Origin of the sequence: Enterovibrio calviensis DSM 14347, from assembly GCF_000621165.1 — a bacterium.
GTDB lineage: Bacteria > Pseudomonadota > Gammaproteobacteria > Enterobacterales > Vibrionaceae > Enterovibrio > Enterovibrio calviensis.
The window spans coordinates 45,229-70,886 of sequence record NZ_JHZA01000023.1; the positions used below are offsets into that span (position 1 = coordinate 45,229).

At 48.9% G+C, this 25,658-nt stretch carries 20 protein-coding genes and 1 rRNA gene; 8 read left to right on the forward strand and 13 right to left on the reverse strand.

Translation table 11 applies throughout. The annotated features are described in order from the left end of the window. Positions 1-258: 258 nt before the first annotated feature. The 3 genes from Q365_RS0117140 to Q365_RS0117150 all read left to right on the forward strand — a co-directional run bounded on the left by Q365_RS0117140 (position 259) and on the right by Q365_RS0117150 (position 5,214). Positions 259-1,416 (forward strand): 3-phenylpropionate MFS transporter, encoded by a 1,158-nt coding sequence (locus Q365_RS0117140; RefSeq protein ID WP_155859024.1) that lies wholly within the window; start codon positions 259-261, stop codon positions 1,414-1,416. 122 nt (positions 1,417-1,538) lie between these two features. Beyond that, entirely contained in the window at positions 1,539-4,994 is a 3,456-nt protein-coding gene (locus Q365_RS0117145; protein WP_028024498.1) for a PAS domain-containing hybrid sensor histidine kinase/response regulator, read from the forward strand. A gap of 1 nt (position 4,995) precedes the next feature. Next, positions 4,996-5,214, forward strand: a complete 219-nt coding sequence (locus Q365_RS0117150) for a hypothetical protein (RefSeq protein ID WP_028024499.1) — start codon at positions 4,996-4,998, stop codon at positions 5,212-5,214. A gap of 57 nt (positions 5,215-5,271) precedes the next feature. On the opposite strand, the gene Q365_RS0117155 is transcribed toward Q365_RS0117150, so the two are convergent. The 8 genes from Q365_RS0117155 to aspA all read right to left on the reverse strand — a co-directional run bounded on the left by Q365_RS0117155 (position 5,272) and on the right by aspA (position 14,723). After that, positions 5,272-5,760: a hypothetical protein gene (locus Q365_RS0117155; RefSeq protein ID WP_028024500.1), complete on the reverse strand. Its 489-nt coding sequence runs from the start codon at positions 5,758-5,760 to the stop codon at positions 5,272-5,274. A 156-nt stretch (positions 5,761-5,916) separates the two neighbouring features. Beyond that, positions 5,917-7,644, reverse strand: a complete 1,728-nt coding sequence (locus tag Q365_RS0117160; protein WP_028024501.1) for a sodium:solute symporter family protein — start codon at positions 7,642-7,644, stop codon at positions 5,917-5,919. A gap of 11 nt (positions 7,645-7,655) precedes the next feature. Then, entirely contained in the window at positions 7,656-7,928 is a 273-nt protein-coding gene (locus Q365_RS0117165) for a DUF4212 domain-containing protein (RefSeq protein WP_028024502.1), read from the reverse strand. Between the two features lie 191 nt (positions 7,929-8,119). After that, complete coding sequence (locus tag Q365_RS0117170; protein ID WP_028024503.1) at positions 8,120-8,752, reverse strand: MarC family protein; 633 nt, start codon at positions 8,750-8,752, stop codon at positions 8,120-8,122. Positions 8,753-8,894: 142 nt separating this feature from the next. Beyond that, positions 8,895-9,533: a response regulator transcription factor gene (locus Q365_RS0117175; RefSeq protein WP_028024504.1), complete on the reverse strand. Its 639-nt coding sequence runs from the start codon at positions 9,531-9,533 to the stop codon at positions 8,895-8,897. A gap of 134 nt (positions 9,534-9,667) precedes the next feature. Further along, complete coding sequence (locus Q365_RS0117180; protein WP_028024505.1) at positions 9,668-11,500, reverse strand: protein-disulfide reductase DsbD; 1,833 nt, start codon at positions 11,498-11,500, stop codon at positions 9,668-9,670. Positions 11,501-11,746: 246 nt separating this feature from the next. After that, entirely contained in the window at positions 11,747-13,054 is a 1,308-nt protein-coding gene (locus Q365_RS0117185) for an anaerobic C4-dicarboxylate transporter (protein ID WP_028024506.1), read from the reverse strand. Positions 13,055-13,262: 208 nt separating this feature from the next. Then, the gene (gene aspA, locus Q365_RS0117190; protein WP_028024507.1) at positions 13,263-14,723 is read right to left on the reverse strand and encodes an aspartate ammonia-lyase; all 1,461 of its coding nucleotides are present in this window, start codon (positions 14,721-14,723) and stop codon (positions 13,263-13,265) included. A 433-nt stretch (positions 14,724-15,156) separates the two neighbouring features. On the opposite strand from aspA, the gene Q365_RS0117195 reads away from it, so the two are divergent. Further along, positions 15,157-15,666: an FxsA family protein gene (locus Q365_RS0117195; RefSeq protein ID WP_028024508.1), complete on the forward strand. Its 510-nt coding sequence runs from the start codon at positions 15,157-15,159 to the stop codon at positions 15,664-15,666. 174 nt (positions 15,667-15,840) lie between these two features. On the opposite strand, the gene Q365_RS0117200 is transcribed toward Q365_RS0117195, so the two are convergent. The 4 genes from Q365_RS0117200 to Q365_RS0117215 are packed head-to-tail and all read right to left on the reverse strand — an operon-like array spanning position 15,841 to position 20,593. After that, positions 15,841-17,796: an acetoacetate--CoA ligase gene (locus tag Q365_RS0117200; RefSeq protein ID WP_028024509.1), complete on the reverse strand. Its 1,956-nt coding sequence runs from the start codon at positions 17,794-17,796 to the stop codon at positions 15,841-15,843. Between the two features lie 8 nt (positions 17,797-17,804). Continuing rightward, complete coding sequence (maiA, locus tag Q365_RS0117205) at positions 17,805-18,425, reverse strand: maleylacetoacetate isomerase (RefSeq protein WP_028024510.1); 621 nt, start codon at positions 18,423-18,425, stop codon at positions 17,805-17,807. A 13-nt stretch (positions 18,426-18,438) separates the two neighbouring features. After that, the gene (locus Q365_RS0117210; protein ID WP_028024511.1) at positions 18,439-19,437 is read right to left on the reverse strand and encodes a fumarylacetoacetate hydrolase family protein; all 999 of its coding nucleotides are present in this window, start codon (positions 19,435-19,437) and stop codon (positions 18,439-18,441) included. A 19-nt stretch (positions 19,438-19,456) separates the two neighbouring features. Next, on the reverse strand, positions 19,457-20,593 hold the full coding sequence (locus tag Q365_RS0117215; protein ID WP_028024512.1) for a homogentisate 1,2-dioxygenase: 1,137 nt from the start codon (positions 20,591-20,593) through the stop codon (positions 19,457-19,459). A gap of 157 nt (positions 20,594-20,750) precedes the next feature. On the opposite strand from Q365_RS0117215, the gene Q365_RS0117220 reads away from it, so the two are divergent. Beyond that, positions 20,751-21,221 carry a MarR family winged helix-turn-helix transcriptional regulator gene (locus Q365_RS0117220; protein ID WP_028024513.1) on the forward strand — a complete coding sequence of 157 codons (471 nt, stop codon included), beginning with the start codon at positions 20,751-20,753 and terminating at the stop codon, positions 21,219-21,221. A gap of 31 nt (positions 21,222-21,252) precedes the next feature. On the opposite strand, the gene Q365_RS0117225 is transcribed toward Q365_RS0117220, so the two are convergent. Then, on the reverse strand, positions 21,253-22,602 hold the full coding sequence (locus Q365_RS0117225; RefSeq protein ID WP_028024514.1) for an MATE family efflux transporter: 1,350 nt from the start codon (positions 22,600-22,602) through the stop codon (positions 21,253-21,255). A gap of 278 nt (positions 22,603-22,880) precedes the next feature. Here Q365_RS0117225 and Q365_RS0117230 point away from each other — a divergent pair, with 278 nt between their 5' ends. From Q365_RS0117230 to Q365_RS0117240, 3 genes are all read left to right on the forward strand, one after another. Beyond that, complete coding sequence (locus Q365_RS0117230; protein ID WP_002541974.1) at positions 22,881-23,171, forward strand: co-chaperone GroES; 291 nt, start codon at positions 22,881-22,883, stop codon at positions 23,169-23,171. A 44-nt stretch (positions 23,172-23,215) separates the two neighbouring features. Further along, a complete protein-coding gene (gene groL, locus Q365_RS0117235; protein WP_028024515.1) occupies positions 23,216-24,853 on the forward strand; it encodes a chaperonin GroEL in 1,638 nt (545 codons plus the stop codon). Positions 24,854-25,497: 644 nt separating this feature from the next. Next, positions 25,498-25,658 (forward strand): 16S ribosomal RNA (locus Q365_RS0117240); the annotation flags it as partial.

The window sequence follows — 25,658 nt, forward strand, 5'->3', positions numbered from 1 at the left end:
TTTTGCATAGTAAATACGGCACACAGCGTATAGTTTCAGTGTGTCTCACCGCTTGGACGCTTGCCAGCCGACTTTAGTCTATGCCCAAACAACCTGAATACGGCATCTTCAGTTGTTTGGGTATATGAACCCTTGTTGTATTTTTGCGCTATCAGTTTTTCGCATTCGCTGTCAGAATTCTAACTCTCAACTCTGCGCCATCTGAAGTCTCCGCTTCGGCAAGCAAGGGGTTCAACCTTGGTAGAAGGATCCACCAGTTTGAAACGTCTTCGTCCCTCACCATTTCATTGGTTGTCGATGTATTACGGGACCTTCTTTTTTGCCTTTGGCGTGTATCTGCCTTTTTGGTCAGTGTGGCTTGCTTGGCTAGGGCTTTCTCCTGATGATATTGGCATCGTGCTTGGTGCTGGCATCATGACGCGTTTTGTCGTCAACCTGACCGTCACCCCTCGTTTTCACTTGCCCGAACATTTACTTCCCGCAGTGCGTGGTCTGGCGCTTCTGGCGACGCTTATTGGTTTTCTGCATTTGATCGCGACGCCGAATGTGCTTTGGCTAACGGCGCTATCAGTGATGATCAACGCGGTGATTGGACCCACGATTCCTGTTTCGGATGCCTTAGCGAATCATTATCATCGCCGCAAGTTGGTGGATTATGGAAAAGCTCGGTTGTGGGGATCGCTCGCCTTTGTGGTGGGTTCGACCATCACGGGCAGTATGATCGATACGTTCGGGCCTTCTATTATCGTTCCTCTGGCCGCTGGTGCCTTGTTTGTTTCTTGGTGTTGGAGTTTGGTGTCACCGACCCCGTTACCTGAGAACGAAGCGCTCTCTTCGCCAGTCAGAATGCCCCTCGTTCAAGTACTCAAATCCCGCGATGTGTTGGTTTTCTTTTTGATTGTCTCCCTGATTCAGGGCAGTCATGCCACTTACTATGCATTTAGCGCGCTCCATTGGACGCAATCTGGCGTGTCAGATCTGTGGGTAGGCTATTTGTGGAGTTTGGGTGTTGCGGTAGAAGTGTTGATGTTTGCATTCAGCGCGCGCTTGTTTGGACATTGGTCGGTGCAATCGTTATTTCGACTGGCTGCGCTTGCGGTGATTGTGCGTTGGTTGCTTACAGGGTGGTCGACAGAATTGAGCGTTCTGGTGATTGCGCAGTCGCTGCACGGCGTGACGTTTGGTGTCGCACACCTTGCGGCGATGCGGTATATCCAACAACAAGTGCCTGAGAAGGTGATGGCGTTACAGGCACTTTACAGTGCACTGCCATTAGGCGGCGTTATGGCGGTGCTAACGGTGATCAGCGGTGAGTTTTATTCGCTGTGGAGTGGTGACAGCTTCTACATCATGGCTCTGTTAGGTGTGCCGGTATTGTTCCTCTCTTTAGGTGCGCCAAAAATACGTCAACAATGAATGAACTTTAGATGCCGTGTTGCGTCAGGGAGAGGTGGCTCACGGCATTCAGCATGCACGTTGTTGCGCTTTACCTGCCGTGGTAAATAAGCAATTGATAACCGCATGTCATGGAAGGAATTATGTCGGCTGGATGGATAGTGGTGCCAGTGGCACTGGCGTACCTTGGCGTTTTGTTTTTAATTGCGTGGTATGGCGATAGTCGACCACGTTGGTTACGCGGCTGGCGTCCGTGGATATATAGCCTATCGATTGCGGTCTATTGTACTTCGTGGACCTTTTTCGGCACGGTAGGGCAAGCATCTAGCCAGCCCTGGTCCTTCCTTCCCATCTATCTTGCTCCGATATTGGTGTTCACCATAGGGTGGCGTTTTCTCGCTCGAATTATCCTGATCGCCAAGCGTGAACACATCACCTCTATTGCCGACTTTATTGCTGCGCGTTATGGAAAATCGCAGGGGTTGGCGGTGATGGTCACGGTGATCGCCGTGTTGGGGATCTTACCGTATATCGCGTTACAGCTCCGTGGGATCACCATGGGGTTAGATGTCATCGCGCCGGATATTGGGAAAAGCGCTGGCTTGAACCAAGGGCAGATTGCTTGGCTCGTGTGTATGTCGTTGGCGATGTTTACCGTGCTGTTTGGTACGCGACATATTGATTCAACGGAGCATCATAGAGGCATGATGATGGCGGTGGCGTTTGAGTCTATCGTCAAGCTTGTCGCGTTTTTGGTGGTCGGTGTTTTCGCGGTCTTTTTACTATTTGACGCCCCCGGCCCTTTGCCCAGCTTAAAAGAAACCAACCTCATCGGTGAGCCTGAGTGGGGGGCGTTGCTGGTGCATACTTTGCTCACCATGGCGGCGATTATTTGTTTACCGCGCCAATTTCATACCATGGTTGTTGAGAATGCCCGCGCCCAAGATTTGCACACGGCGCGATGGGTGTTTCCGTCCTACTTAGTATTAATGGGTCTGTTTGTACTGCCGCTGGCTTATGCAGGGCAGATATTCTTGCCGCATTTGTCAGCTGAAACCCATGTTATCCAATTGCCGCTTTCAATGGGTAACGAAGGCATCGCGTTGCTGGCGTTTTTAGGTGGCGCATCGGCGGCGAGTGGCATGGTGATTGTATCCACCATCGCGCTGGCGATCATGGTGTCGAACGATCTTGTCTTGCCGCAGTTGTTGCGCAGAATGCGTGTGTCTAACCGTAACTTTACGCAATTCTCTGGCTTATTGCTCAATGTGCGCCGCGCGCTGATTTTCTTGCTGCTCATCGCGGCATGGGGCTTTTATCAACTGATCCTCGAAGTGCCGTCGTTGTCTGCGATAGGCTTCCTTTCTTTCGCGGCGATAGCGCAATTCGCACCGCCTTTAGTGGCGGGTATCTACTGGCGACAAGCCAATAAGAAAGGCGTTTATGCAGGATTACTCTCTGGGTTTATCGTGTGGATTATGACCCTGATGATGCAAACCGGCATGCTCGCTGGAGACGCCAATACCAACATTGTGTTGTGGCTATTAGCGCCGCCAGATATTCCGTTTTTCCGATCATTGAGTCCGGTGGATTGGGGCATGGTATTGAGCTTGATGGTGAACACATCTTGCTTTGTGGTGGTCTCGATGGCCACGCGCCCGTCGTTGAGTGAACGTCTGCAAGCCGCAAGCTTTGTGGGAACGCCATTACCTGAAGGTGACGATTCGAGCTTGTATCAAAGCCGCGTGACAGTGGCCGAACTTGAGATGCTGGCTGCGCGTTTCGTTGGCCGCACTCGCATGCGTCAAACCTTCCGCGCTTTTGGTGAACAACGCGGTGAAGTGCTACTGCCACAACAGCAAGCCAGTGCAGCGCTGATTCGTCACACCGAGCGCGTGTTAGCTGGGGTGTTTGGTGCGTCATCGGCCAAGCTCGTACTGACCTCGGCGCTGCAAGGTCGCAACATGCAGCTAGAAGAAATCGCCACCATTGTTGATGAAGCGTCAGAGCTGTTTGATTTCAGTCGTGGCTTATTGCAAGGCGCGATCGAGCACATCAGCCAAGGCATCTCAGTGGTTGATAAGCAGTTGAGGCTGGTGGCGTGGAACCAAAGATACGTGGAGCTATTCAACTTCCCGCCGGATTTGATTCAAGTGGGCAGGCCGATTGCGGACGTGGTGCGTTATAACGCAGAGCGTGGGCTGTGTGGCCCGGGCGAGATTGAAGATCATATAAAAAAGCGAGTCTCTTACCTTCGCCAAGGCTCCTCGCATACGTCATCGCGCGTTCATCCTGATGGTCGAGTGATCGAAGTGCAGGGTAACCCGATGCCCGGCGGTGGATTTGTGATGAGTTTTACGGATATCACAGCGTTCCGTGATGCGGAAGAAGCGTTGAAACAGTCCAATGAAACCTTGGAAGCGCGGGTTGTAGAACGTACTCAAGCGCTGGAATCACTAAACCGACGCCTTATCAGCGCGACGGCAAAAGCGGAACAAGCTTCCCAATCAAAAAGTCGTCTGCTTGCGGCGGTAAGCCACGATTTGATGCAGCCGATGAATGCGGCGCGCCTGTTTGCGTCGTCACTCAGTGAAATGGCGCAAGATAAAGATGTGCAAAAAACTTCATCTCACATTGAGAGCGCTTTGGGCGCAGCCGAAGATTTGATTGGTGATTTATTGGATATTTCCCGCCTAGAGTCGGGCAAGATGAAAGCCAAGGTCACCCACTTTCAACTCGATGAGGTGTTTTCTACCCTTGCCGCAGAGTTTGGCATGATCGCCCGTCAGCAGGGCGTGGATTTTCGCGTGCAGCACACTGGCTTGTGGATCCGATCAGACCGACGCTTACTGCGAAGAGTACTGCAAAACTTCCTCACCAATGCCTTTCGCTATAACCCCGATGGCCGCGTTTTACTCGGTGTGCGCCGCCAAGGCTCACAATGTCGCATAGAAGTGTGGGACAACGGATTGGGTATTCCCGAAGATCGCCAGCAAGATATCTTCAATGAATTTACGCGCATTGACCGCAAAGGGGCTGAATTAGGGTTAGGGCTTGGGCTGGCCATCGCGCGAGGGATTAGTCGGATTCTTAATCAACCGTTGGGCCTGCGATCTTGGCCGGGAGAAGGAACGGTGTTTTCAATCACTGCGCAATGTGACAGTGCAGTGCCTCAGTATTGTAACACTGGGGTTGTGGCTGAAGAATCGGTGAAAATTGATGAACCACTCGCTGGGGTTCGTGTGCTCTGTGTGGATAATGAGAGAGACATCTTGTCCGGTATGGAAAGCTTGCTGACTCGCTGGGGCTGCCACGTTGACCTCGCGGAAGACCTTGATGAAGTTGTCAGTCTATTGGACGGAGGCCTCGTGCCTGACGCCATCCTCAGTGATTATCATCTTGCCCCGTCGCTAACGGGAATAGATGTGTTGCAGCGCTGCAGAGAAATACTGGGTGATGATGCGTTTATCGGCGCGATTATTACCGCAGATCGTACGATGGATACGCGAACGTTAATTCGCGAGTTGGGCTTTAGTTATATCGCCAAACCCGTTAAGCCCTTAAAGCTAAGAACTCTTCTTCAACAAAAAGTGAGCTGACATGGAAGCATTCTCTATACCTAGGTTAGATACTGAAGTTGGCCTTATTCGTGCTGATGGCGCGTGGGATCCATTGACGGCTGATATCCAGTTCGCGGAGTTAGCGATGATGAGTACTGATGGCTGGGTTGATGTGACTTTTTGGCTTTCAGAGCAAGAACACGAAGGAAGAGTGGCAGCGGTGGTGAGCGCTGCCAAACATTATCTTTTGGGGCAATAAGTGCGAGTGCTGAACTGTTATTGCGCGTTGTATGCGAAAGCCCAACGCGCACGAACGTTATTTATCTTCCGTAAATAGGGTTTTGTATTCAGCAAATATCGCAGGCGCTTCTCCGTAGTAGAGTGTTTCACCTGCTTTGACCACCAAATGAATCTCACTTTCTGCCGTTGTAGGGGCTGGAAGATCTACGAACCATTCTTTCTTATCTTCTTGCGTGACGCTCATGTCGATGGGCGTAGCACTTTTCCCTTCTTGTTGTACCAAGCTGATCTTGGCGCCATCCAAAGGAAAATCAGAGACTAGCTTAATGACCAACGCATTTTCTGTGAGCTGTTCTGAACGAAGTTTTAGTTTGAAGTCACCATTTTCTAACGTACAGATACCACTGGTATATCGGCAGTTTGAGCTGGCCACCAATTTATAAGATTCCCCTTCTTTTGCAGCATGTGGCTTCTCGCTAACGGCGAGGTCTACACCGAAGTAAGCGATGATGGCTAAGATAGGGGCAACGAGCATTGCGGCAATTATATGTTTGTTTTTTAACATAATAGGTAGGCTATTCGCTTTCATCCTTGGGCTTATGGGCTAAACATACCTTAAAAAAAGCCCCATTAAGGGGCTTTTTAGCGGTAACGTGATGCTTATACCCTTCTTTTTAGAAGCGAGTCGCTTCCTACGCTGCGAGCAGCGAGACGAAGAGGATTAGTGTGACTGTGCATCGCCTGCGCCTGCAGGAATACGCACGTGTTCTACAAGGTCTTTCACGTGTTGTGGTGTTGCTGCGGTTACACGAGAAATCGCGATTGCTACGGCAAAGTTAATCATCGCACCGATAGCACCAAATGCGTTTGGTTCAATGCCGAAGAACCAGTTGCTGCCCCAGTCTTGTAGGTATTTCCAATCAGACACAAACAAGATGCCTTTGTGTTGGAATACATAGAACAAGGTTACGCTGATACCTGCAATCATACCGGCGATAGCGCCTTCTTTATTGATGGTCTTCGAGAAGATACCCATCATCAGAGCAGGGAAGATGGACGAGCCTGCCAGGCCGAAGGCGAGTGCCACCGTGCCTGCGGCGAATCCGGGCGGATTGAGTCCGAGGTACCCCGCGAAGGCGATGGCAAAGGCCATAGCTATCCGGCTCGCCATAAGCTCATTCTTCTCTGATATGTTCGGCATCACGACCCCTTTCAATAGGTCATGAGACACCGCAGAGGATATTGCCAATAGGAGACCTGCCGCTGTGGACAGTGCCGCAGCAAGACCACCTGCCGCTACCAATGCAATCACCCAGTTAGGAAGTTTCGCGATTTCAGGGTTCGCTAGAACCATGATGTCACGGTCAACTTTCAGTTCGTTCGTTGCAGCGCTTGAGGTGTAGTTGATTTCGCCATCATTGTTCTTGTCGTCAAAACCGAGTAGGCCTGTTTTCTCCCAGTTTTTGAACCAATCAGGGCGCTCGTCATAGGCGAGGTGCTGACCAGGCGCTGGGTTAACAGTGTCCATTAAGTTCAAACGCGCCATTGCAGCAACAGCAGGTGCAGTGGTGTAAAGAATCGCGATGAAGAACAATGCCCAACCTGCAGAGATACGTGCATCACGGACTTTAGGTACAGTGAAGAAACGGATGATAACGTGTGGCAAACCAGCTGTACCAATCATCAGAGACAGGGTGTAGACGAACATGTTAAGAGTGTCACCACGTACTGATGTTGTGTATTCGCTGAAGCCGAGTTCGGTCACCACTTGATCAAGCCGATCGAGCAAGTAGGTATCTGTCCCCGTCATGGTGCTACCTAAGCCAATTTGTGGCAGAGGGTGACCCGTTAGTTGCAGCGAGATAAAGATAGCTGGAATGGTGTAAGCCAAAATGAGGACACAGTACTGCGCGATCTGGGTATAGGTAATGCCTTTCATGCCACCGAAAACAGCGTACATGAATACGATAGCCATACCGATGTAGAGGCCTGTTTCGTAGTCCACTTCTAGGAAGCGACCGAACGCAACGCCAACACCTTTCATTTGACCGATTACGTAAGTGATAGACGCAATAATCAAACAGATAACGGCCACAATACGGGCAGTGTTTGAGTAGAAACGCTCACCGATAAACTCTGGCACAGTAAACTTACCAAATTTACGTAGGTAAGGTGCGAGAAGCAGAGCCAGCAGAACGTAGCCACCAGTCCAACCCATCAAAAATACTGAGCCACCGTATCCCATGAAGCCAATAAGACCAGCCATTGAGATAAACGATGCTGCTGACATCCAGTCTGCGGCTGTTGCCATACCGTTTGCAACGGGGTTAACACCACCACCTGCAACGTAGAACTCTTTAGTTGAGCCAGCGCGAGCCCAAATCGCGATGCCGATATACAGCACAAACGTAAAACCTACGACAAGGTAAGTAACGGTTTTCAAATCCATGATACAGCTCCTTACTCGTCGTCTTCTACGCCAAACTCACGGTCGAGTTTGCGCATTTGAAAAGCGTAAATAAATATGATTGCTAGAAAGGTGTAGATTGAACCTTGCTGTGCAAACCAAAAGCCCAGCTTATAGCCGCCGATGCGAATTTGATTCAGCTCATCGACAAATAAGATGCCGCATCCAAATGACACCACGAACCAAACGACCAGTAAGCCAGCCATTAGCCTGACATTTTTTTGCCAGTACGCTTGGGCGTTATCTCTTTTCTGTTCCTCAGACATCACCATCTCCTTAAGTGACGGGTTAACGGATTGTTACGCTTCGACAATAGCAGCCTAGGTATAAGGAAACACTGCAACTTTAGTCGAGGCGGAAAAGCCCGTAACTGCCTGTGAGATAGGGTTTTATGTGATGTGAGACAAACCTTCGGCATGTTAACAGGTTGTTAACTACGCCAAAGGTCTAATAGTCTTTAGGCTAAGGTGTAAAAGTCGAGGATGCCCTGTAGCAAATTGCTGGTTGCAACGGCTGCAAGGATTAAACCCATAACGCGGCTTATGATGGATGCCCCGACATGACCGATGATTCTGTGGATGACATTAGCACTGAGCAACAGTAGCAAGGTTGCTACCAATACCAGCATCATAATGCCTGCGGTCATGGCTTGTTCTACGAGGGCAAAGCGGTGGTTATCAGTCAGCATCACAATCGCCATCATTGCACCTGGGGAGGCAATGGACGGCACGGCTAAGGGGTAAACGGCAGTAGCGGATAAATCAGAGCGCGACAGGTTATCACTGCTCATTTTTGTTTCTTGGTCGGGTTTGCTCTCGCCAAATATCATGGTTAATGCAAACAGCAACAACACTAAACCGCCCGCAGCCTGAAAGGCGGGCAGAGGAATTTGCATCGCTTCGAGCAGGAACTGTCCAGCAATGAGAAAGAATAACAAGATACATGAAGAGATGGTCACAGCTTTGATGGCGACGATTCGGCGCTGCTGTTTGGTCATGTGGCTGGTTTGTGAAAGGTAAACCGGAACGGATCCAATAGGGTCGATGACAGCCCAAAGGACAACGAATTGAGTGATCAGTGCAGTAAGCAAGAATGGCCTCCTAACAGGTAGAGAAGGTCAAAAGATGGCTCGCCAGAACAGCGAACTGTGATAAGCAATGTTATCACACGGCGCTGACTGCTGGCTGAATGTACAAAAATTAAAGCGAGATGTGAGAGTGTTTCGGGAAAGGTTAGTGATCAGGACTGCTTTGCTGCAGCAAAATCACCGCTTGTGTGCGGTTCTTAACCCCTAGTTTGCGAAAAATAGCGGTCATGTGCGCTTTGATGGTCGCTTCTGAGACATCCAATTCGTAGGCAATTTGCTTATTGAGCAAGCCGTCAGACAACATACCCAGCACTTTGTATTGTTGAGGGGTAAGTGAAGCGACTTTCTCCATGATGGTTTCTTCGTCACTGTGTCCGCTAAAGTCGATGCCTGCAGGAAAACAAGGTTCGCCATCTAGCACATGATTGAGCGAGTTAATCAGCTCTCGCATGTCGCTGGATTTAGGAATGAACCCAACCGCGCCATTGGCTTTGACTTGTCGAACAACACTCGCTTCTTCACTGGCAGACACCACAACAATAGGAAGTTCGGGGTATTGCACACGCAAATGAATCAATCCCGACATACCATTGGCACCGGGCATTTTGAGATCGAGAAGCAGCAAATCAATGTCAGGCTCTTTCTCTAAAAGGGCTGACAAACTGTCGAGTGAATCGGCTTCCAGCAGATTGGCACCACTGATCGCCATATGCACGGATTGAAACAGTGCATTGCGAAACAAGGGATGATCGTCAGCGATGACAATGGTGTATTGAGCGTCCATAACAATTTCATTAATACGTCTTTAACAAAAAAGTTAACACTGGGGGGTAAATTGATCAATTTGCATAGGTGCGAATTAAGAGCTTGATCCCCCGTCATTGGCGGCAATGTCGTCGGGATCAAGTTTGACTGCAATTAGTTCTGAGAATTAATCAGCTGATTTTGCGCTAAGTGAGACAGAAAGGGCGCTGGCTTCATAAAGCCCGTTAATCTGGCGTCGGGCATTGGGTTGCCGTTCTCATCCCAAAAATCCAGTGTCGGCAAACCAAGAACATTGAGCGACATAAGCAGCTTGATATCTTGTGGTCGATTGGCGGTAACGTCAGCTTGTAGCAATACAAAGTCCTGTAATTTTGGTGCGACACTGGCGTCATGGAAGGTGTATTTTTCAAACTCTTTGCAGGCCACGCACCAATCCGCATAGAAATCGAGCATAACGGGTTTACCCGCTTTTTTTGCTGCCGCTAGTTCGCGGTTGAGATCTTCGTTTGTCACTATCTTGATGAATTCTACTGACGGAATGGTCGCTTTAACTGTGGGGCTCACTAAAGCGTTATAGGTATAAGCCGCACCACCACTGAGTCCGAGAATCGCCACGATACCCAAGGCACTGGCGAGCTTGCCTGGCTTCAGTGAACGACTGATGTGATAGAGCCAGCTCAGTGACACCAGTAACCATAAAGCCCACAGCCATACGCTGATATTTTCTGGCAGTAACCTTTCTAACAGGAAGATAGGGGCGGCGAGCAAAATCAGCCCAAAGAAGGTTTTCACACGATCCATCCACGCCCCTGCTTTTGGCAGCAGTTTGTTGCCAAACATGGCGGCGATAATCAGTGGGATCCCCATACCTAACGCCAACGCATACAGCGTTACCGCTCCTGTGAGTAGGTCGCCACTTTGCGCGACATACAGTAACGCGCCAGAAAGAGGAGCCGTGGTGCAAGGCGAACAGATCAGCCCTGAAATCGCGCCCATCGCAAACACGCCAGCGCTGCTGCCACCTTTCTGATGGTTACTCATCTCGCTGAGTTTGGTTTGAAGGCTGGCGGGAAGTTGTAGGTTAAAGACACCGAACATCGACAGCGCCAGTAACACAAACAAACCGCTTAACCCCATGAGCACATAGGGGTGCTGAAAGGCTGCCTGAAACTGTAAACCCGCCGAGGCAACAACGAGACCGAGCAGGGTGTATGTCAGCGCCATGCCTTGAACGTAAAGCATGGAAAGCTTGAACGTTTGCCCATGAGTCTTCTTACCACCGCCGAGAACGATGCCAGTGAGAATCGGGTACATAGGCAATACGCAAGGCGTAAACGCCAACCCGATACCAAGGCCTAGAAACAACAAAGGTTGCCACCAATTGTCCGCTAAGCTGCTGACTTCGGTGTTTGAGCTTGATGATGTGGTTTGAGTTTCAGCCGTTGCTGGTAAGGCTGCACGTTGGTTTTGGCTGCTCGTGTTATCGACGGAGTTTGTGGGGTCATTACCATTAGTTGAACCATTCACCGCGCTTAAAGGGACTGAGATGGTTTCTGGTGGATAACAAAAACCGGCTTCCGCACACCCTTGATAGGTCACTTTTAGTGAGCTGTTGTTAGTGGCGTGAACAATTGGCACTGTCACGGTTAATGGTTTTTTGAAGATAAAGACTTCGCCAAAAAACTCATCGTTGTGCGGCAAGCCTTGGCGCATGGTGAGTGCGCCGACTTCTGCATCTTCACTGGAATTGACCTCGATTTTATCTTGATAGAGGTAATAGCCTGGCGTGACTTGCCAATCAAGATAGACGCGATCGCCTTGCTGCGTGAAGTTGAACGGAAACGCTTGATCGGCAGGCACAAATTTGGGTGCAGTGCCTATCGAAGGAACGGGAGAGTTAAACAGAGAAAACTCTGCATGCGCTGGAAATACGCTAAATAGCGTAAAGGCAAAAAGTGCGAAAAATCGCGAGCCTATCTTTGACATGGCCTTCATTAGCAACCGTTAATCCTAAAAGAGAAAAGAACTATATCACTGAGACCGGAAAAGCCCGAATTCGTTTCCAGAAAGTACTCGATAATGAGAACGGAAAGATTGAGTCGTTCAATATTGATGAATTGAGATGATTGGTATTGGTATTGGTATTGGTATTGGTATTGGTATTGGTAAAAGCGCACAGAAAAGAGCTCCGAAGAGCCCTTTGATAATAGCTTGTTGGGATTTAACTGCTATCTACAGCACTAACCCGCCGATCACAAAGCCTAGTGCGACAGACGTTGCAATGGTCACCACACCTGGAATGAAAAATGGGTGGTTGAAGACAAGATTGCCGATACGGGTTGACCCTGTGTCATCCATTTCTACTGCGGCAAGTAACGTTGGGTAGGTTGGCAATACAAACAATGCAGATACCGCAGCAAATGACGCAATCGCTGTCAGTGGTGCAACACCTATCGCCAAAGCGGCAGGCATCAATGCAACTGTGGTTGCGCCTTGTGAGTAAAGCAACATAGAAGCAAAGAACAACACCAATGCCAGCATCCATGGGTAATCTGACAATAGAGTACCAGCCACTTCTTTAATGCCTTCAACGTGTGCGTTAACAAAGGTCGAACCTAACCAAGCCACACCCAATACACATACACACGCTGTCATGCCTGATCGGAACGTCGGTGCAGCGGCAATTTTAGACGCATCAATGCCGGTTGTAAGAACGATGAGCGACGCGGCTGCCAGCATGAAGGTCATGATGGCTTCATTGCGGCCCAATGTTGGGTTTTCAATCAAACCGATAGAGCCTGAAATGGCAGCGGCATAAGCCACAACAAGAACGATGGCTGTCAGGAAAATGTAAGTCGCTTTTTTGGCTGTTGGTGCGATGACGCGTTTTTCTGTGCCTTGAAGCTTAATTTGGCCTTTTGACAAACGGTCTTGATAAACCGGATCGTCTTTCAATTCGCAGCCCATGAAATTCGCCACGAATGCACCTGCCATACAGGCGATGAAAGTGGTTGGAATACAAATTGCCAACAGGGTGAGGTAGCCAATACCAAGAGGTTCAAGGATCCCAGAGAAGAACACCACAGCAGCCGAAATAGGCGATGCGGTGATGGCAATTTGAGAAGCAACAACGGCAATAGACAATGGGCGTGACGGACGAATACCTTGCTCTTTGGCAACTTCAGCAATAACTGGCAATGTCGAAAACGCGGTATGGCCCGTGCCCGCCATCAGTGTCATTAAGTAAGTTACAATGGGCGCATAAAAGGTGATTTTCTTAGGGTTTTTGCGTAGGAAGTTCTCTGCTTTCTCAACCAGCCAATCCATACCGCCTGCGACCTGCATCGCTGCAATCGCGGTGATAACAGACATAATGATCAAGATGACATCAATGGGAATGTAGCTTTGGCTGGTGGGCATTCCCAGAAACAATGACAGTGCGATAACGCCTGCGCCACCGGCTAAACCGATACCAATACCACCGATGCGGGCCCCTAAATAGATAAAGGCCAGAACGACGAATAACTCCACGGCTACCATAGGTAACTCCTACTTAAATAAAAAACCAAAAACAAAAAAACAAACGGAGTCGCTATCATCGATGTCGCCCTTAGCCATCATTTGAATGGATTTTGGTGGGAGAGTGTCATGCGATAAAAGCCGCTGCGTTTGTTTTCAGTGTCCAGCCCGATGCTGGCGAGCGATTATAAAAAAGGGTACTCAATGTGAGTACCCTTTTTATCAATACTTAGTTATAGCGTTTCGCTTTGTATTGAGGGTGCATCAAGTTTTCGACAGAGAAGATATCGTCGAGTTGCTCTTCGGTCAGAAGTCCACGCTCAAGGACCACATCGCGAACGTTCTTGCCGGTTTCAGCACAGATTTTACCGACGATGTCGCCTTCATGGTGACCGATGAACGGGTTCAAGTAGGTCACGATACCGATTGAGTTAAATACATAGCTCTCACAGATCTCTTTGTTCACTGTAATGCCTTTCACGCATTTCTCGCCGAGGTTGATACACGCGTTAGACAGAATCTCAATCGATTCGAACAGCGCTTGACCAATCACTGGCTCCATCACATTCAACTGAAGCTGACCCGCTTCTGCTGCAAAGGTGATGGTGGTGTCGTTGCCGATAACCTTAAAGCACACCTGATTCACCACTTCTGGGATCACTGGGTTCACTTTGGCAGGCATGATAGACGATCCTGCCTGCATTTCAGGAAGATTAATTTCATTTAATCCTGAGCGAGGGCCAGAAGAGAGCAAACGCAGGTCGTTACAGATTTTCGATAGCTTCACGGCAAGACGTTTTAGCGCACTGTGAACCATCACATACGCGCCACAGTCAGAGGTTGCTTCGATAAGGTCTTCTGCTGGAGTACAGTTCAAACCCGTCACTTCAGCTAAACGCTGAACAGCCAGTTGTTGGTAGCCTGCCGCAGCGTTAAGGCCAGTACCGATCGCGGTTGCGCCAAGGTTAACTTCAAGCAGCAATTCTGCGGTGTATTTAAGGTTCTTCTCTTCTTCTTTTAGCAGTACGGCAAACGCGTGGAATTCTTGGCCCACTGTCATTGGTACGGCATCTTGAAGCTGGGTACGACCCATTTTCAATACGTTTTTGTTCGCGTTGGCAACGCCTTCGAACTCGCTTTGTAGGTAGCTGATGGAGTTCATTAGTGTCAGGATGCTGTTGTATACCGCGACACGGAAGCCTGTTGGGTATGCACAGTTTGTGGATTGGCTTTTGTTTACGTGGTCGTTAGGGTTCACAACATCGTATTCGCCTTTCTCTTTGCCCATCAACTCAAGCGCGAGGTTGGCGATCACTTCGTTAGCGTTCATGTTAACGGAAGTGCCGGCACCACCTTGGTAAACGTCCGATGGGAATTGATCCATGCACTTGCCGGTGTCCAAAATTAGGTCACACGCTTTGATGATGTAGTCGCCCACATCTGAAGGGATCACGCCCAGTTCTTTGTTTGCCATCGCTGCGGCTTTCTTGGTGAATACCATGCCACGAACAAACTCTGGTACATCAGAAATCGTAGTGCGGGAAATATTGAAGTTTTCCATCGCGCGTAGGGTGTGAATACCATAGTACGCATCAGAAGGAACGTGACGCTCACCAAGTAAATCTTCTTCAATGCGAGTAGCAAGATGTGGAGGGATCAGGTTGCTTGCGATATCAATCGTCTGTGACATAGTTTGGCCCTAAAAAGAAACTTATATTGGATAATTATTAGCCGCAAATTTCGCTGTAGAGTCCGTTCACCAGAGATTTTGGCTGGATGATAATGCTATTTCATCCGGTTTATACTGTTGAATTCTACTGATCCCTTCCCGCAAAAACATGAGTCAGATCACCAATCAAAACGAAGTGATACGAATTGCACAGTTATGTGATCTAGATCTGCATTGAGTTTGTTTCTCATTGTTTTCCAACGCTATAGAAACGTATTGATACTGTTAAGGCCTGTACGATATCGTGGTTGAACTTGATAATGAAAAGAACGCGACGACGAAATGTCGTTAGCGCCGTAAAGTCGAACGAATGGGTGATCTCCACATTCGAGGGTGAGCGGTGTTAGTATGGTCGTGAACGTAATGACTCTTTGAACGAAAACGAGGTTCCAGCGTGTTTCCTATTTTGCTTTTGATGTTTATCGTCGTTCCAATTATCGAAATCGCCTTGTTCATTCAAGTAGGCGGCGTATTGGGGCTATGGCCAACGGTTGCGTTGATTTTGTTGACGGCGATTGTGGGGGCGTCTTTGGTGCGTAGTCAGGGTTTACAAACGTTGCTGACGGTTCAACAACGCATGAATCAGGGTGAATTACCCGCGCAACAGATTGTTGAAGGCGTGATGCTTGCTGTGGCAGGTGTATTGCTGCTTACTCCAGGATTTATGACCGATGCCATGGGCATGGCGGTGCTTTTGCCTTGGCCACGTGCGTGGTTAGCGAAACAATTTATGAGCCGTGTAAAAGTGGCGAGCTTCCAAAGTGGGTTTCAGCAACAAGGCCCGTTCGGTCAAGGTCCATTTGGTGGTCCTGACAATGGTTCATCCCGTGATGGCTCTGGTAAGGGCAGCACGTTTGAAGGTGAATACCAGAAAAAAAATGATGACAATGATCGCCTGAATTAACTCGTTTGAATTAACCTTTTTAAATTGATTCGTTTGAGTTAACCAGTTTGAACGAGTCGTCTGTTCTGATCTTTGGTCATGAACACTGAGATACCAAAAAGCCAACCTGTCGGTTGGCTTTTGTATTTTTTGCCACAGTAGTTGTAACCTCGCTAAATCGCGTGGGGCTGCGGCTTATTCCTGTAGTTCGGGTCTGTCTTTGAATTGACTGAGAGATTCCGGGTTATCCAAGGCACTTAGCTGAGCAACGGCTCGACCATGCACGACGTCTCGTACTGCCAGCTCTGCCAACTTTCCGGATTTGGTTCGAGGAATATCGGTAATGGCAACGATCTTGGCGGGTACATGCCTTGGTGTGCAACTGGTACGAATCGTGGAACGAATTTTCCGTTCTAAATTGTCGCCCAAATCAACGCCGGCTTTGAGCTTCACGAATAGCACCACACGCACATCGTTTTGCCACTCTTGCCCAATCACCACAGAATCGATGATTTCATCCAGTTGATTGACGTGTCGGTAGATTTCCGCGGTACCAATACGAACACCGCCTGGGTTTAAGATGGCATCAGAGCGACCAAAGAACACCATGCCACCTTCTTCCGTTAGCTCGACGTAATCGCCATGAAACCAGATGTCTTCAATCTTGTCCCAATAGGCTTTGTGATAGCGCTCGCCATTGGTGTCGTGCCAAAAGCCGACTGGCTGATTGGGGAAGCTGTTGCAACAAACCAGCTCTCCTTTTTCTCCGCTAACGGGTTTGCCGTCGTTGTTGAACACTTCGACATCTAAGCCAAGTCCACGCACCTGACTTTGACCTTGATACACGGGTGAAATGGGGCTTCCCAATACAAAGCACCCACAGATGTCTGTACCGCCTGCAATAGAGCTTAACTGCACATCTTTCTTCACGTCTTTGTAGACATACTCAAATTGCTCCGGTGCTAACACAGATCCGGTTGAGCATATGGCTTGAAGGCTAGTGAGTGAGTGCTCACGCATTGGTGAGTAATGTTGCTTTTCTAGTGCTTCGAGATACTTAGCGGAGGTGCCAAATAGAGATACGTTTTGGGCGTCAGTCAGGCGCCATAATACACCCGCGTCCGGATAGAACGGCGACCCATCAAACAATACCAGTGTGGCTCCGCTAGCCAATGCGCTCGCTAGCCAGTTCCACATCATCCAACCACAGGTCGTGAAGTAGAAGACGCGGTCGCCCGCTTTGACGTCTGAATGGAGTTGATGCTCTTTCAAGTGATTGAGCAGCATGCCACCCACACTGTGAATGATGCACTTGGGTTTGCCAGTCGTGCCGGAGGAATACAACACATAAAGCGGATCGTTAAAGCCGACGCGCGTGAAGGTGAGTGGCTCGGCAGGCTGTGCCAATATTGCGCGCCAGCAGGTTTCGTCTTCATTGAGCGGTGTACCGCCTACGTAGGGGATCACCACCATATGCGTGAGTTTCTCCACGCCGTTTCGCACTGCTCGCGCTTTGTCGAGGTTGTTGTGAGATTTACCGTTGTAATGATAAGCATCGGTGGTAAACAGCACTTTGGGTTGTGTCTGACCGAATCGGTCTAGAACGCTATCTGTGCCAAAGTCGGGGGATGTGGATGTCCAAATCGCGCCGAGTGATGAGGCCGCTAACATGGCGACAACGGTTTCGGCGATATTCGGCAGATACCCGGCTACGACATCTCCTTTTTGGACGTCGCAACGTTTCAAATATGCGGCGACGCAACTGACCTGTCGAACAAGTTCAGCCCACGATACCGTGCTGGCTTGTTCGTCTTCGCCAGAAAAGACAATCGCATCTTTATCTGGCATGTCTTTGACCCATTGCAGAAGGTTTTCGGCAAAGTTCAGTTTTGCATCTGGAAACCAGCGGCTATTTTTATTTGGATCGGTATCTGGTCTATCTACGATGCGCTCGCCTTGATCGCCGACGACACCTGAAAACTGCCAAAGTGACTGCCAAAAGGCTTCACTTTCTTTTATTGACCATGCATACAGTTGGTCGTACTCGGTGAGGCTTAATCCGTGCTGACGGTTTACGGTGTTAATAAAGTCGGTCAGGTTAGCATTGGCAACACGCTTTGCGCTGGGTTGCCAAAGAGGCTGATGTGGCATGCTTGCTCCTAAACATTGTCTGGGTGCGCCAACTCAAAGGCAGGTAGGGCCAAGCAGCGCTGTTCTATTTTTATTAGTGTTGGATAAGGAGCCAGATCAAGATTAAATCGGCGGGCATTAAACAGTTGTGGGACGAGGCAAATATCGGCGAGCGTGGGGATATCATCACAGCAAAACGCGGTTTGTGTGCTTTCCACTTTCTTTTCCACTGCACCGAGTCCAACGCGGAGCCAATGCAGATACCAATCTAGCTTGTCGTCGTCACTGTGCCCCATCGGCCCAGTGAGGTGTTTGAGTACCCGAAGGTTGTTCAAAGGATGGATATCACAGGCAATGTCTAACGCTAGGGCTCGGCATTTGGCGCGCGCTGCGTATGTCGCGGGCAATAAGGAAGGCGATGGATAGACTTCTTCCAAATATTCTATGATTGCCAGCGATTGTGTCAGTGTTTGTCCGTTGTCGACCAAAGTTGGTACCAGCCCACTTGGGTTAAGGGCGGTATAACCATCACTTCTTTGGTCGCCATCGATTAAAGACACGCAATGAGACTGATACGTCAGCCCCTTAACATTGAGTGCAATACGAACACGGTACGAGGCTGATGATTTTGGATAGTCATAGAGCTTCACGGCGCGTTCGTCCTCATTTTCCTTGTCCGGCTATCTGATAGGGGACAACCGTTTGTCCAATCCGTCCGAAGATTGAGCAACCTTCCTTGTCATGCATCTCGATACTGACCATATCACCATAGAGTAGAAATGGTGTTTTGGGTGCTCCAAGATCCAGAATTTCCAACATTCGTCTCTCTGCAATGCAACATGACCCTTTTGAGCGATCGAGATTCGATACTGTCCCTGAACCGATAATTGTGCCAGCGCCCAGTGGTCGGCTTTTGGCGGCATGGGCAATGAGTTCTGCGAAATCAAATGTCATGTCGACACCTGCATTCGGCTCGCCAAAGGTGTGCTCGTTGAGTTGCACGCGTAGAGGCAAGTGAACCTTGCTGTTTTGCCAATCTTCACCTAATTCGTCGGGCGTGACAGCGACGGGAGAAAAGGCAGAAGCGGGCTTGGATTGAAAAAAGCCAAACCCCTTTGCCAGCTCGCCGGGAATGAGATTTCTCAGTGACACGTCGTTGACTAGCATCAGTAGCTTAATGTGTTTTGATGCGTCACTAGATGCGATCGCCATTGAAACGTCGTCAGTGATCACCGCGACTTCGGCTTCGAAATCGCAGCCCCATGTTTCATCACACAGTTCGATATCGTCGCAAGGGCCGATAAATTTGTCGGACATACCTTGGTACATCAGCGGGTCGGTCCAAAAGCTTTCTGGCATGTCTGCGCCACGTGCTTTTCTAACCAGTTCGACGTGGTTGACGTAAGCACTGCCGTCGGCCCATTGATAGGCACGAGGTAAGGGAGATGAACAGCGGTTTGGGTCAAATGCGAAGCGGCCGGAGACCGTATTGGCATTTAGTGCGTCATACCGTGCTTGTAGCAGGGGCGAAAGCGTTGCCCATTCATCAAGTGCATCTTGCAGAGTGAAGGCAATGTCTGAGGCATCAACTGCTTGAGAGAGATCGCGAGAGACAAGGATCAGTTTTCCATCCCGACGGTGTTTAAGGGAAGCTAATTTCATCATTTACTCCTTGTACTGTTTATCCACGAGGCGGCGTACGCCATGACATCACGTAGTCGTTAACTTCGGTTTGCTTTGCGGCCTCGCCCAAATCCAGTGGCATACGGGTATCAATCATGACTGCCACTTCATCGGTTTCCGTTTTTGTCGCTTTTGCGCCTGCGGCAAAGGCTTTCGGATGTGGACCATGAGGAAAGCCACAAGGGTGGACGGTGATCATGCCGGGGTGAATGTTGTCTCGGCTAAAGAAGTTACCCTTGTGATAGAAGATCGCTTCATCGTAGTCATCGTTGTTGTGATAAAAGGGCACTTTTAGCGCGCCGGGATCCGATTCAATTGGACGCGGGACAAAGGTACAAATGACAAAGCCGGTGGCAACAAACGTGGTGTGCGCTGATGGTGGCAAGTGGTAGCGATGACTCATCAAAGGGCGAATGTCGCGCCAATTTAAGCGAAGTACCGTGAGTTCCCCTTTCCACCCCACGGCATCGAGCGGATTGAAAGGGTAGGTAATGCGGTTCATTGCTTCGCGAGACTTGAGAAAAACCTGCCAAGGCTTCACGTCTTGCTGTTGCGCGAGAAAGGCGTCATCGATCTTCGGGTATTCGAGCATGGCAGGATCGAATACGGCGTGATCGCCAACGAGCCCGCGCTCTGCTGTCATGTAAGATCCATGTGTTGCTTCGATCATCAACATGGTGATTGGGGAGTCAGGCTCAATGCGCCAATTGGTAGAACGAGGAATGATCAGATAGTCTCCATCACGAAAGCGCAAATGGCCATAATCGCAATACAGTGAACCGGCTCCTTCATGAATAAAGAGGCAGTCATCACCATCGCCGTTTCTGACCAGATATTCCATTGCTGACGTGCAGCGCCAAAGACGCACTTTTACGTTGGCGTTTGATAGTAACAGTGGCGCGGTTAGCGGGTTGTCCCCCACATCTTCTACATTGTTGGTGTCAAAAGCATGGGGGCGAAGTTCACCTTCCCATTCAGTCCAACCCGTTGGCGCATGCTGATGATACATATGCGTTGCTGGGCCGAAAAAGCCTTCTTTGCCGCACTCTCGTTCAAACGTGCCTTCCGGTAAGTCGCAATGCGCTTGCCTTGAGGCTGAGCCTTCTACGATGGGGAATGAAAACCACTTTCTCATTTTCCCTCCTAATACAGTTTAACGGGTCAATGTTGGTATATAGTTTCATTTGAAACTATATTAGCGTAGTGCGTGATTGGGATATTTGCCAAATGGCATGGGGAAATTTTGTTTATCGATGGAGAAGTTGTGTTGATGAGCCGTGATGGAGAGTGAAATGCTAGAAGCAGATCCGTTTCAACTGGATGACTTTTTACCTTATAAGCTGGTTAAGACCGCGGCACATGTTGCGGACTCACTGGCGCATATTTATGAGCGAGAATTTGGTCTTAGCCGAGCTCAGTGGCGGATATTGGCTTCGTTGGGTGCAAGGGAAGGGATCAAAGCCAAAGAACTGGCTGAAGAGACGAGCTTGGATAAAGTCAGGGTATCGCGAACGTTAGTCGAGATGGAGCAAAATGGTTGGGTGAGCAAGCAGCGAGATTCTAAGGATCAACGTGCGGCATTCTTGCATCTGACCGAGAAAGGAAAGCAGCTGTATGTTGAAATATTGCCTAAGGCCAGAGCATGGGAACAAGAGTTGATGTCTGGGATTGAATGGCAGGAATACCAATCGTTTTTGAATACGCTTGATGCCTTGTTGGAAAAGGCGGGAGGCGATCCCCGCCGCACGATTCGCGAGCCGTGAGCGCTAGCATATTCTGATCATGAACTTGGGCTTAGGTATGTGCCACATCGGGCATGCTGCGCCGTCTTAATTGCGAAGCTATGATATAGGCGATGACTCCTGCTATTCCGTTTGCAACGGCGATACCAATAAACATGCCTTCCGTCCCATCAATCACGCTGCCAAACCATGCCATTGGTAAAAGCAGTATAAACAATCGAACCAAATTCATCGCAAATGCCAGCATTGGCTTTTTCATTGCGTTCAACGCACTGACTAACATCATCATCACACCTTGCATGCCATAACTTGCTGGCACAACAATCAGGTAATGCCAAAGTTTGTTTTGCACGGCAGGTTCTTGGCTGAATATCGCAGCGATGGGTGAACTGAGCGGCACCATAGCGATGAACACAATGAACTGAAACAACACTGAAAAACGCATGGCTCGAAATAAGGCATCGAATGCGCGAGACGAATGGTTTGCGCCAAAGTTTTGTGCCATGAGTGGGGTGAGAGATGACGTCAGCGCCATCATAACGATAAGCAGTAAGGACTCAACACGCTGCGCTGCACCATAAGCTGCGACTGCCGCTGTGCCTTGAGCAGCAAGAAGTGCCATTAGGATTGCGCCAGACAGCGGATTCAATGCATTTGATAGCGCCGCGGGCGTGCCAATGGCAAGGATGTCTTTCCAATCTTGAAGCAGGTAGCGAGTTGATGGGCGAGCCAGTAACTTTTCCCTCTTTATTAGGACATACAAAGAACAAACCAACGCACCCGCCCAGCTAATACCACTGGCTATTGCAGCCCCTTGAACGCCAAGTTCAGGGAAAGGGCCTAATCCGAAGATCAATAGAGGGTCAAGCAAACCATTAATAACCCCTGCAAGGATCATGATCTTGGCGGGGGTCTTGGTATCGCCAGTGGCGCGAATAGCGGAATTCCCCGCCATGGGGATCACCAGTAATGGAATCGTCAGATACCACACGAACATGTAGTCATGGATAAGCGGAAGCAGACTCTCGTGTGCGCCGAGCAATCGAAAAAGTGGATCGATCGTCAAAAGCCCTATTGCGCTTGCACCGATAACCAGCAGTACCGCCAATATCAAACCGTGGCCTGATATCCTCGCTGCATCATTCATCGAGCGCTTACCCAGCGAACGCGCAATACATGTAGAGAGTCCGACGCCAATCCCCATGGTGATGCAGTTCACCGCAAAAGTAATGGGAAACGTAAAGCTGACAGCCGCCAATGCGTCGGTACCCAGTAATGAGATAAAGAAGGTATCAACAAGGCTAAATGCCAAGATCGCAACAAGGCCAAATACCATTGGTATGGTCATGTTCTTAAGCACTTGGTCGATTGGGCCTGTTAAGAGGCCATGTTTATCCGTCATACCACTCTCGGATTGCTGTTTTCTTCAAAGAGACTGAAGAAAGCGGGAATATTGAAATTGCGAGATGCCCCTTCGTTATCGTTAAGGCAGAGCTACCCTAATAGATAGAATGTGATGCCGCAAAAGTTATTCGGCAAAAAAACGGAAAAAAGTTGCACGATCCCCCTTGGGATTGAGATAACCCATCCCCACTTAAGAGGTACTTTGGAAACACACTCACTGTGGGTTCCTCATATATTTTCCCCTATGGATCACTACATTAATTCAGGAGACGACCAATGAACATTCGTCCACTACATGACCGAGTAATCGTTGAACGCCAAGAAGTTGAATCAAAATCTGCTGGTGGCATTGTTTTAACTGGTTCAGCTGCAGAGAAATCAACTCGCGGTGTTGTGCTAGCAGTAGGCAAAGGCCGTATCCTTGAAAACGGCAATGTTCAGCCATTGGACGTTAAAGTTGGCGACACGGTTATCTTCTCTGAAGGTTACGGCACCAAAACTGAAAAAATTGATGGTAAAGAAGTCCTGATCCTGTCTGAAAACGACATCATGGCTATCGTTGAGTAATTACTATTTCACTGAAGAAACAGATTTTATAAAGGAAGAGAGAAATGGCAGCTAAAGACGTTAAATTTGGCAATGATGCTCGTACAAAAATGCTGGAAGGCGTAAACGTTCTAGCAAACGCAGTAAAAGTGACCCTTGGCCCTAAAGGTCGTAACGTGGTTCTGGACAAATCGTTCGGCGCGCCTGTTATTACTAAAGATGGTGTATCTGTAGCGCGTGAAATTGAACTGGAAGACAAATTCCAGAACATGGGCGCACAAATGGTGAAAGAAGTTGCTTCTCAAGCTAACGATGCTGCGGGTGACGGTACAACTACCGCAACTGTTCTTGCTCAAGCCATCATCGCAGAAGGTCTGAAAGCTGTTGCTGCGGGTATGAATCCAATGGATCTGAAGCGCGGTATCGACAAAGCAGTTATTGCTGCTGTTGAAGAACTGAAAGCGTTGTCTGTTCCATGTGCAGATACTAAAGCTATCGCTCAAGTAGGTACTATCTCAGCTAACTCTGATGAGACCGTAGGTACTTTGATTGCTGAAGCGATGGAAAAAGTTGGCCGTGACGGTGTTATCACCGTTGAAGAAGGTCAATCACTACAAGATGAACTTGATGTAGTAGAAGGTATGCAGTTTGACCGCGGTTACCTGTCTCCTTACTTCATCAACAACCAAGAGTCGGGTTCTGTTGATCTAGATAGCCCATTCATCCTTTTGGTTGATAAGAAAGTATCAAACATCCGCGAACTGCTGCCTACTCTAGAAGCAGTAGCGAAATCTTCACGTCCTCTTCTGATCATCGCAGAAGACGTAGAAGGTGAAGCACTAGCAACTTTGGTTGTGAACAACATGCGCGGCATCGTGAAAGTGGCTGCTGTTAAAGCACCTGGTTTCGGCGACCGTCGTAAAGCAATGCTGCAAGACATCGCGACACTGACTGCTGGTACTGTGATTTCTGAAGAAATCGGTATGGAACTAGAGAAAGTGACGCTAGAAGACCTAGGTCAAGCGAAGCGCATCACTATTACTAAAGAAACCACTACCATCATTGATGGTGCAGGTGATGAAGTTTCTATCCAAGGCCGTGTTTCTCAAATCCGTCAGCAAATCGAAGATGCAACTTCTGACTACGACAAAGAGAAACTGCAAGAGCGTGTTGCTAAATTGGCAGGCGGCGTTGCAGTGATCAAAGTTGGCGCAGCAACCGAAGTTGAAATGAAAGAGAAGAAAGACCGCGTTGAAGATGCCCTGCACGCAACACGCGCAGCGGTAGAAGAAGGTGTGGTTGCTGGTGGTGGTGTTGCACTTATCCGCGCAGCGAGCAAAGTTGTTGACCTTCAAGGTGATAACGAAGAACAAAATGTAGGTATCCGTGTAGCACTTCGTGCGATGGAAGCACCTATTCGTCAAATCGCGTTGAACGCAGGTGACGAAGATTCAGTTGTTGCTAACAACGTTAAAGCTGGCGAAGGCAGCTTTGGTTACAACGCAGCAACGGGCGAATACGGCGACATGATTGATATGGGTATCTTGGATCCAACTAAGGTAACTCGTTCAGCGCTGCAATTTGCAGCATCTGTAGCTGGCCTGATGATCACCACTGAAGCAATGGTGACTGAGCAGCCTAAGCAAGATGGCCCAGCAATGCCTGATATGGGCGGCATGGGTGGTATGGGCGGCATGATGTAATCATCCGTTTTAGCCAAAATATAAAGAGCCCGCGTAAGCGGGCTTTTTTATATAAAGAAAACGTTATTCGCGTTATTTGCGTGAAATCATGAAGATCCGCATTTTTACTGGGTTGATAAGAGCCAGTCTCACAAATATTTTCGTGCAGAACCCGCTAACTGTGCTTTACTCAATACTCTTCTGGTCACAAACTCGCCAAATAAATGAAACCTGATTGAAGCAATGATCAGATTTCTAGATCCTGATCTGCCAAGATCATCGTGATTGTTGTGTGTTTTTTAACCAAAAGTGGCCTTTTCGGGTGTTTTATGAACATTTGGCATCGAAAGTGTGATTTTTTTCATAAAACCACTTGCGCCATTTTCTGAAGTCCCTATACTGCGCCCCATCGACACGGAACACGGCGAGTTAAGCCGGTGACCAAGTCAACGTTCTTTAACAATTTGACCTATACAATCTGTGTGGGCACTCGTACTTGATAGGCATAAGATTTATCAATGAACTGAGTGACCCAAGATGGTTGAGCTTTTCGAAGTGACACTGTCAACACAGTCAATGCAGTTTTGCCTTAGGGCAAAAAAGTAATTCAGTATTCATTGAGCGTTAGAACTGCTTCTTCGGAAAAAGGGATAACAACAAAATTCTAATTGAAGAGTTTGATCATGGCTCAGATTGAACGCTGGCGGCAGGCCTAACACATGCAAGTCGAGCGGTAACATTTCAAAAGCTTGCTTTTGAAGATGACGAGCGGCGGACGGGTGAGTAATGGCTGGGAACCTGCCCTGACGTGGGGGATAACAGTTGG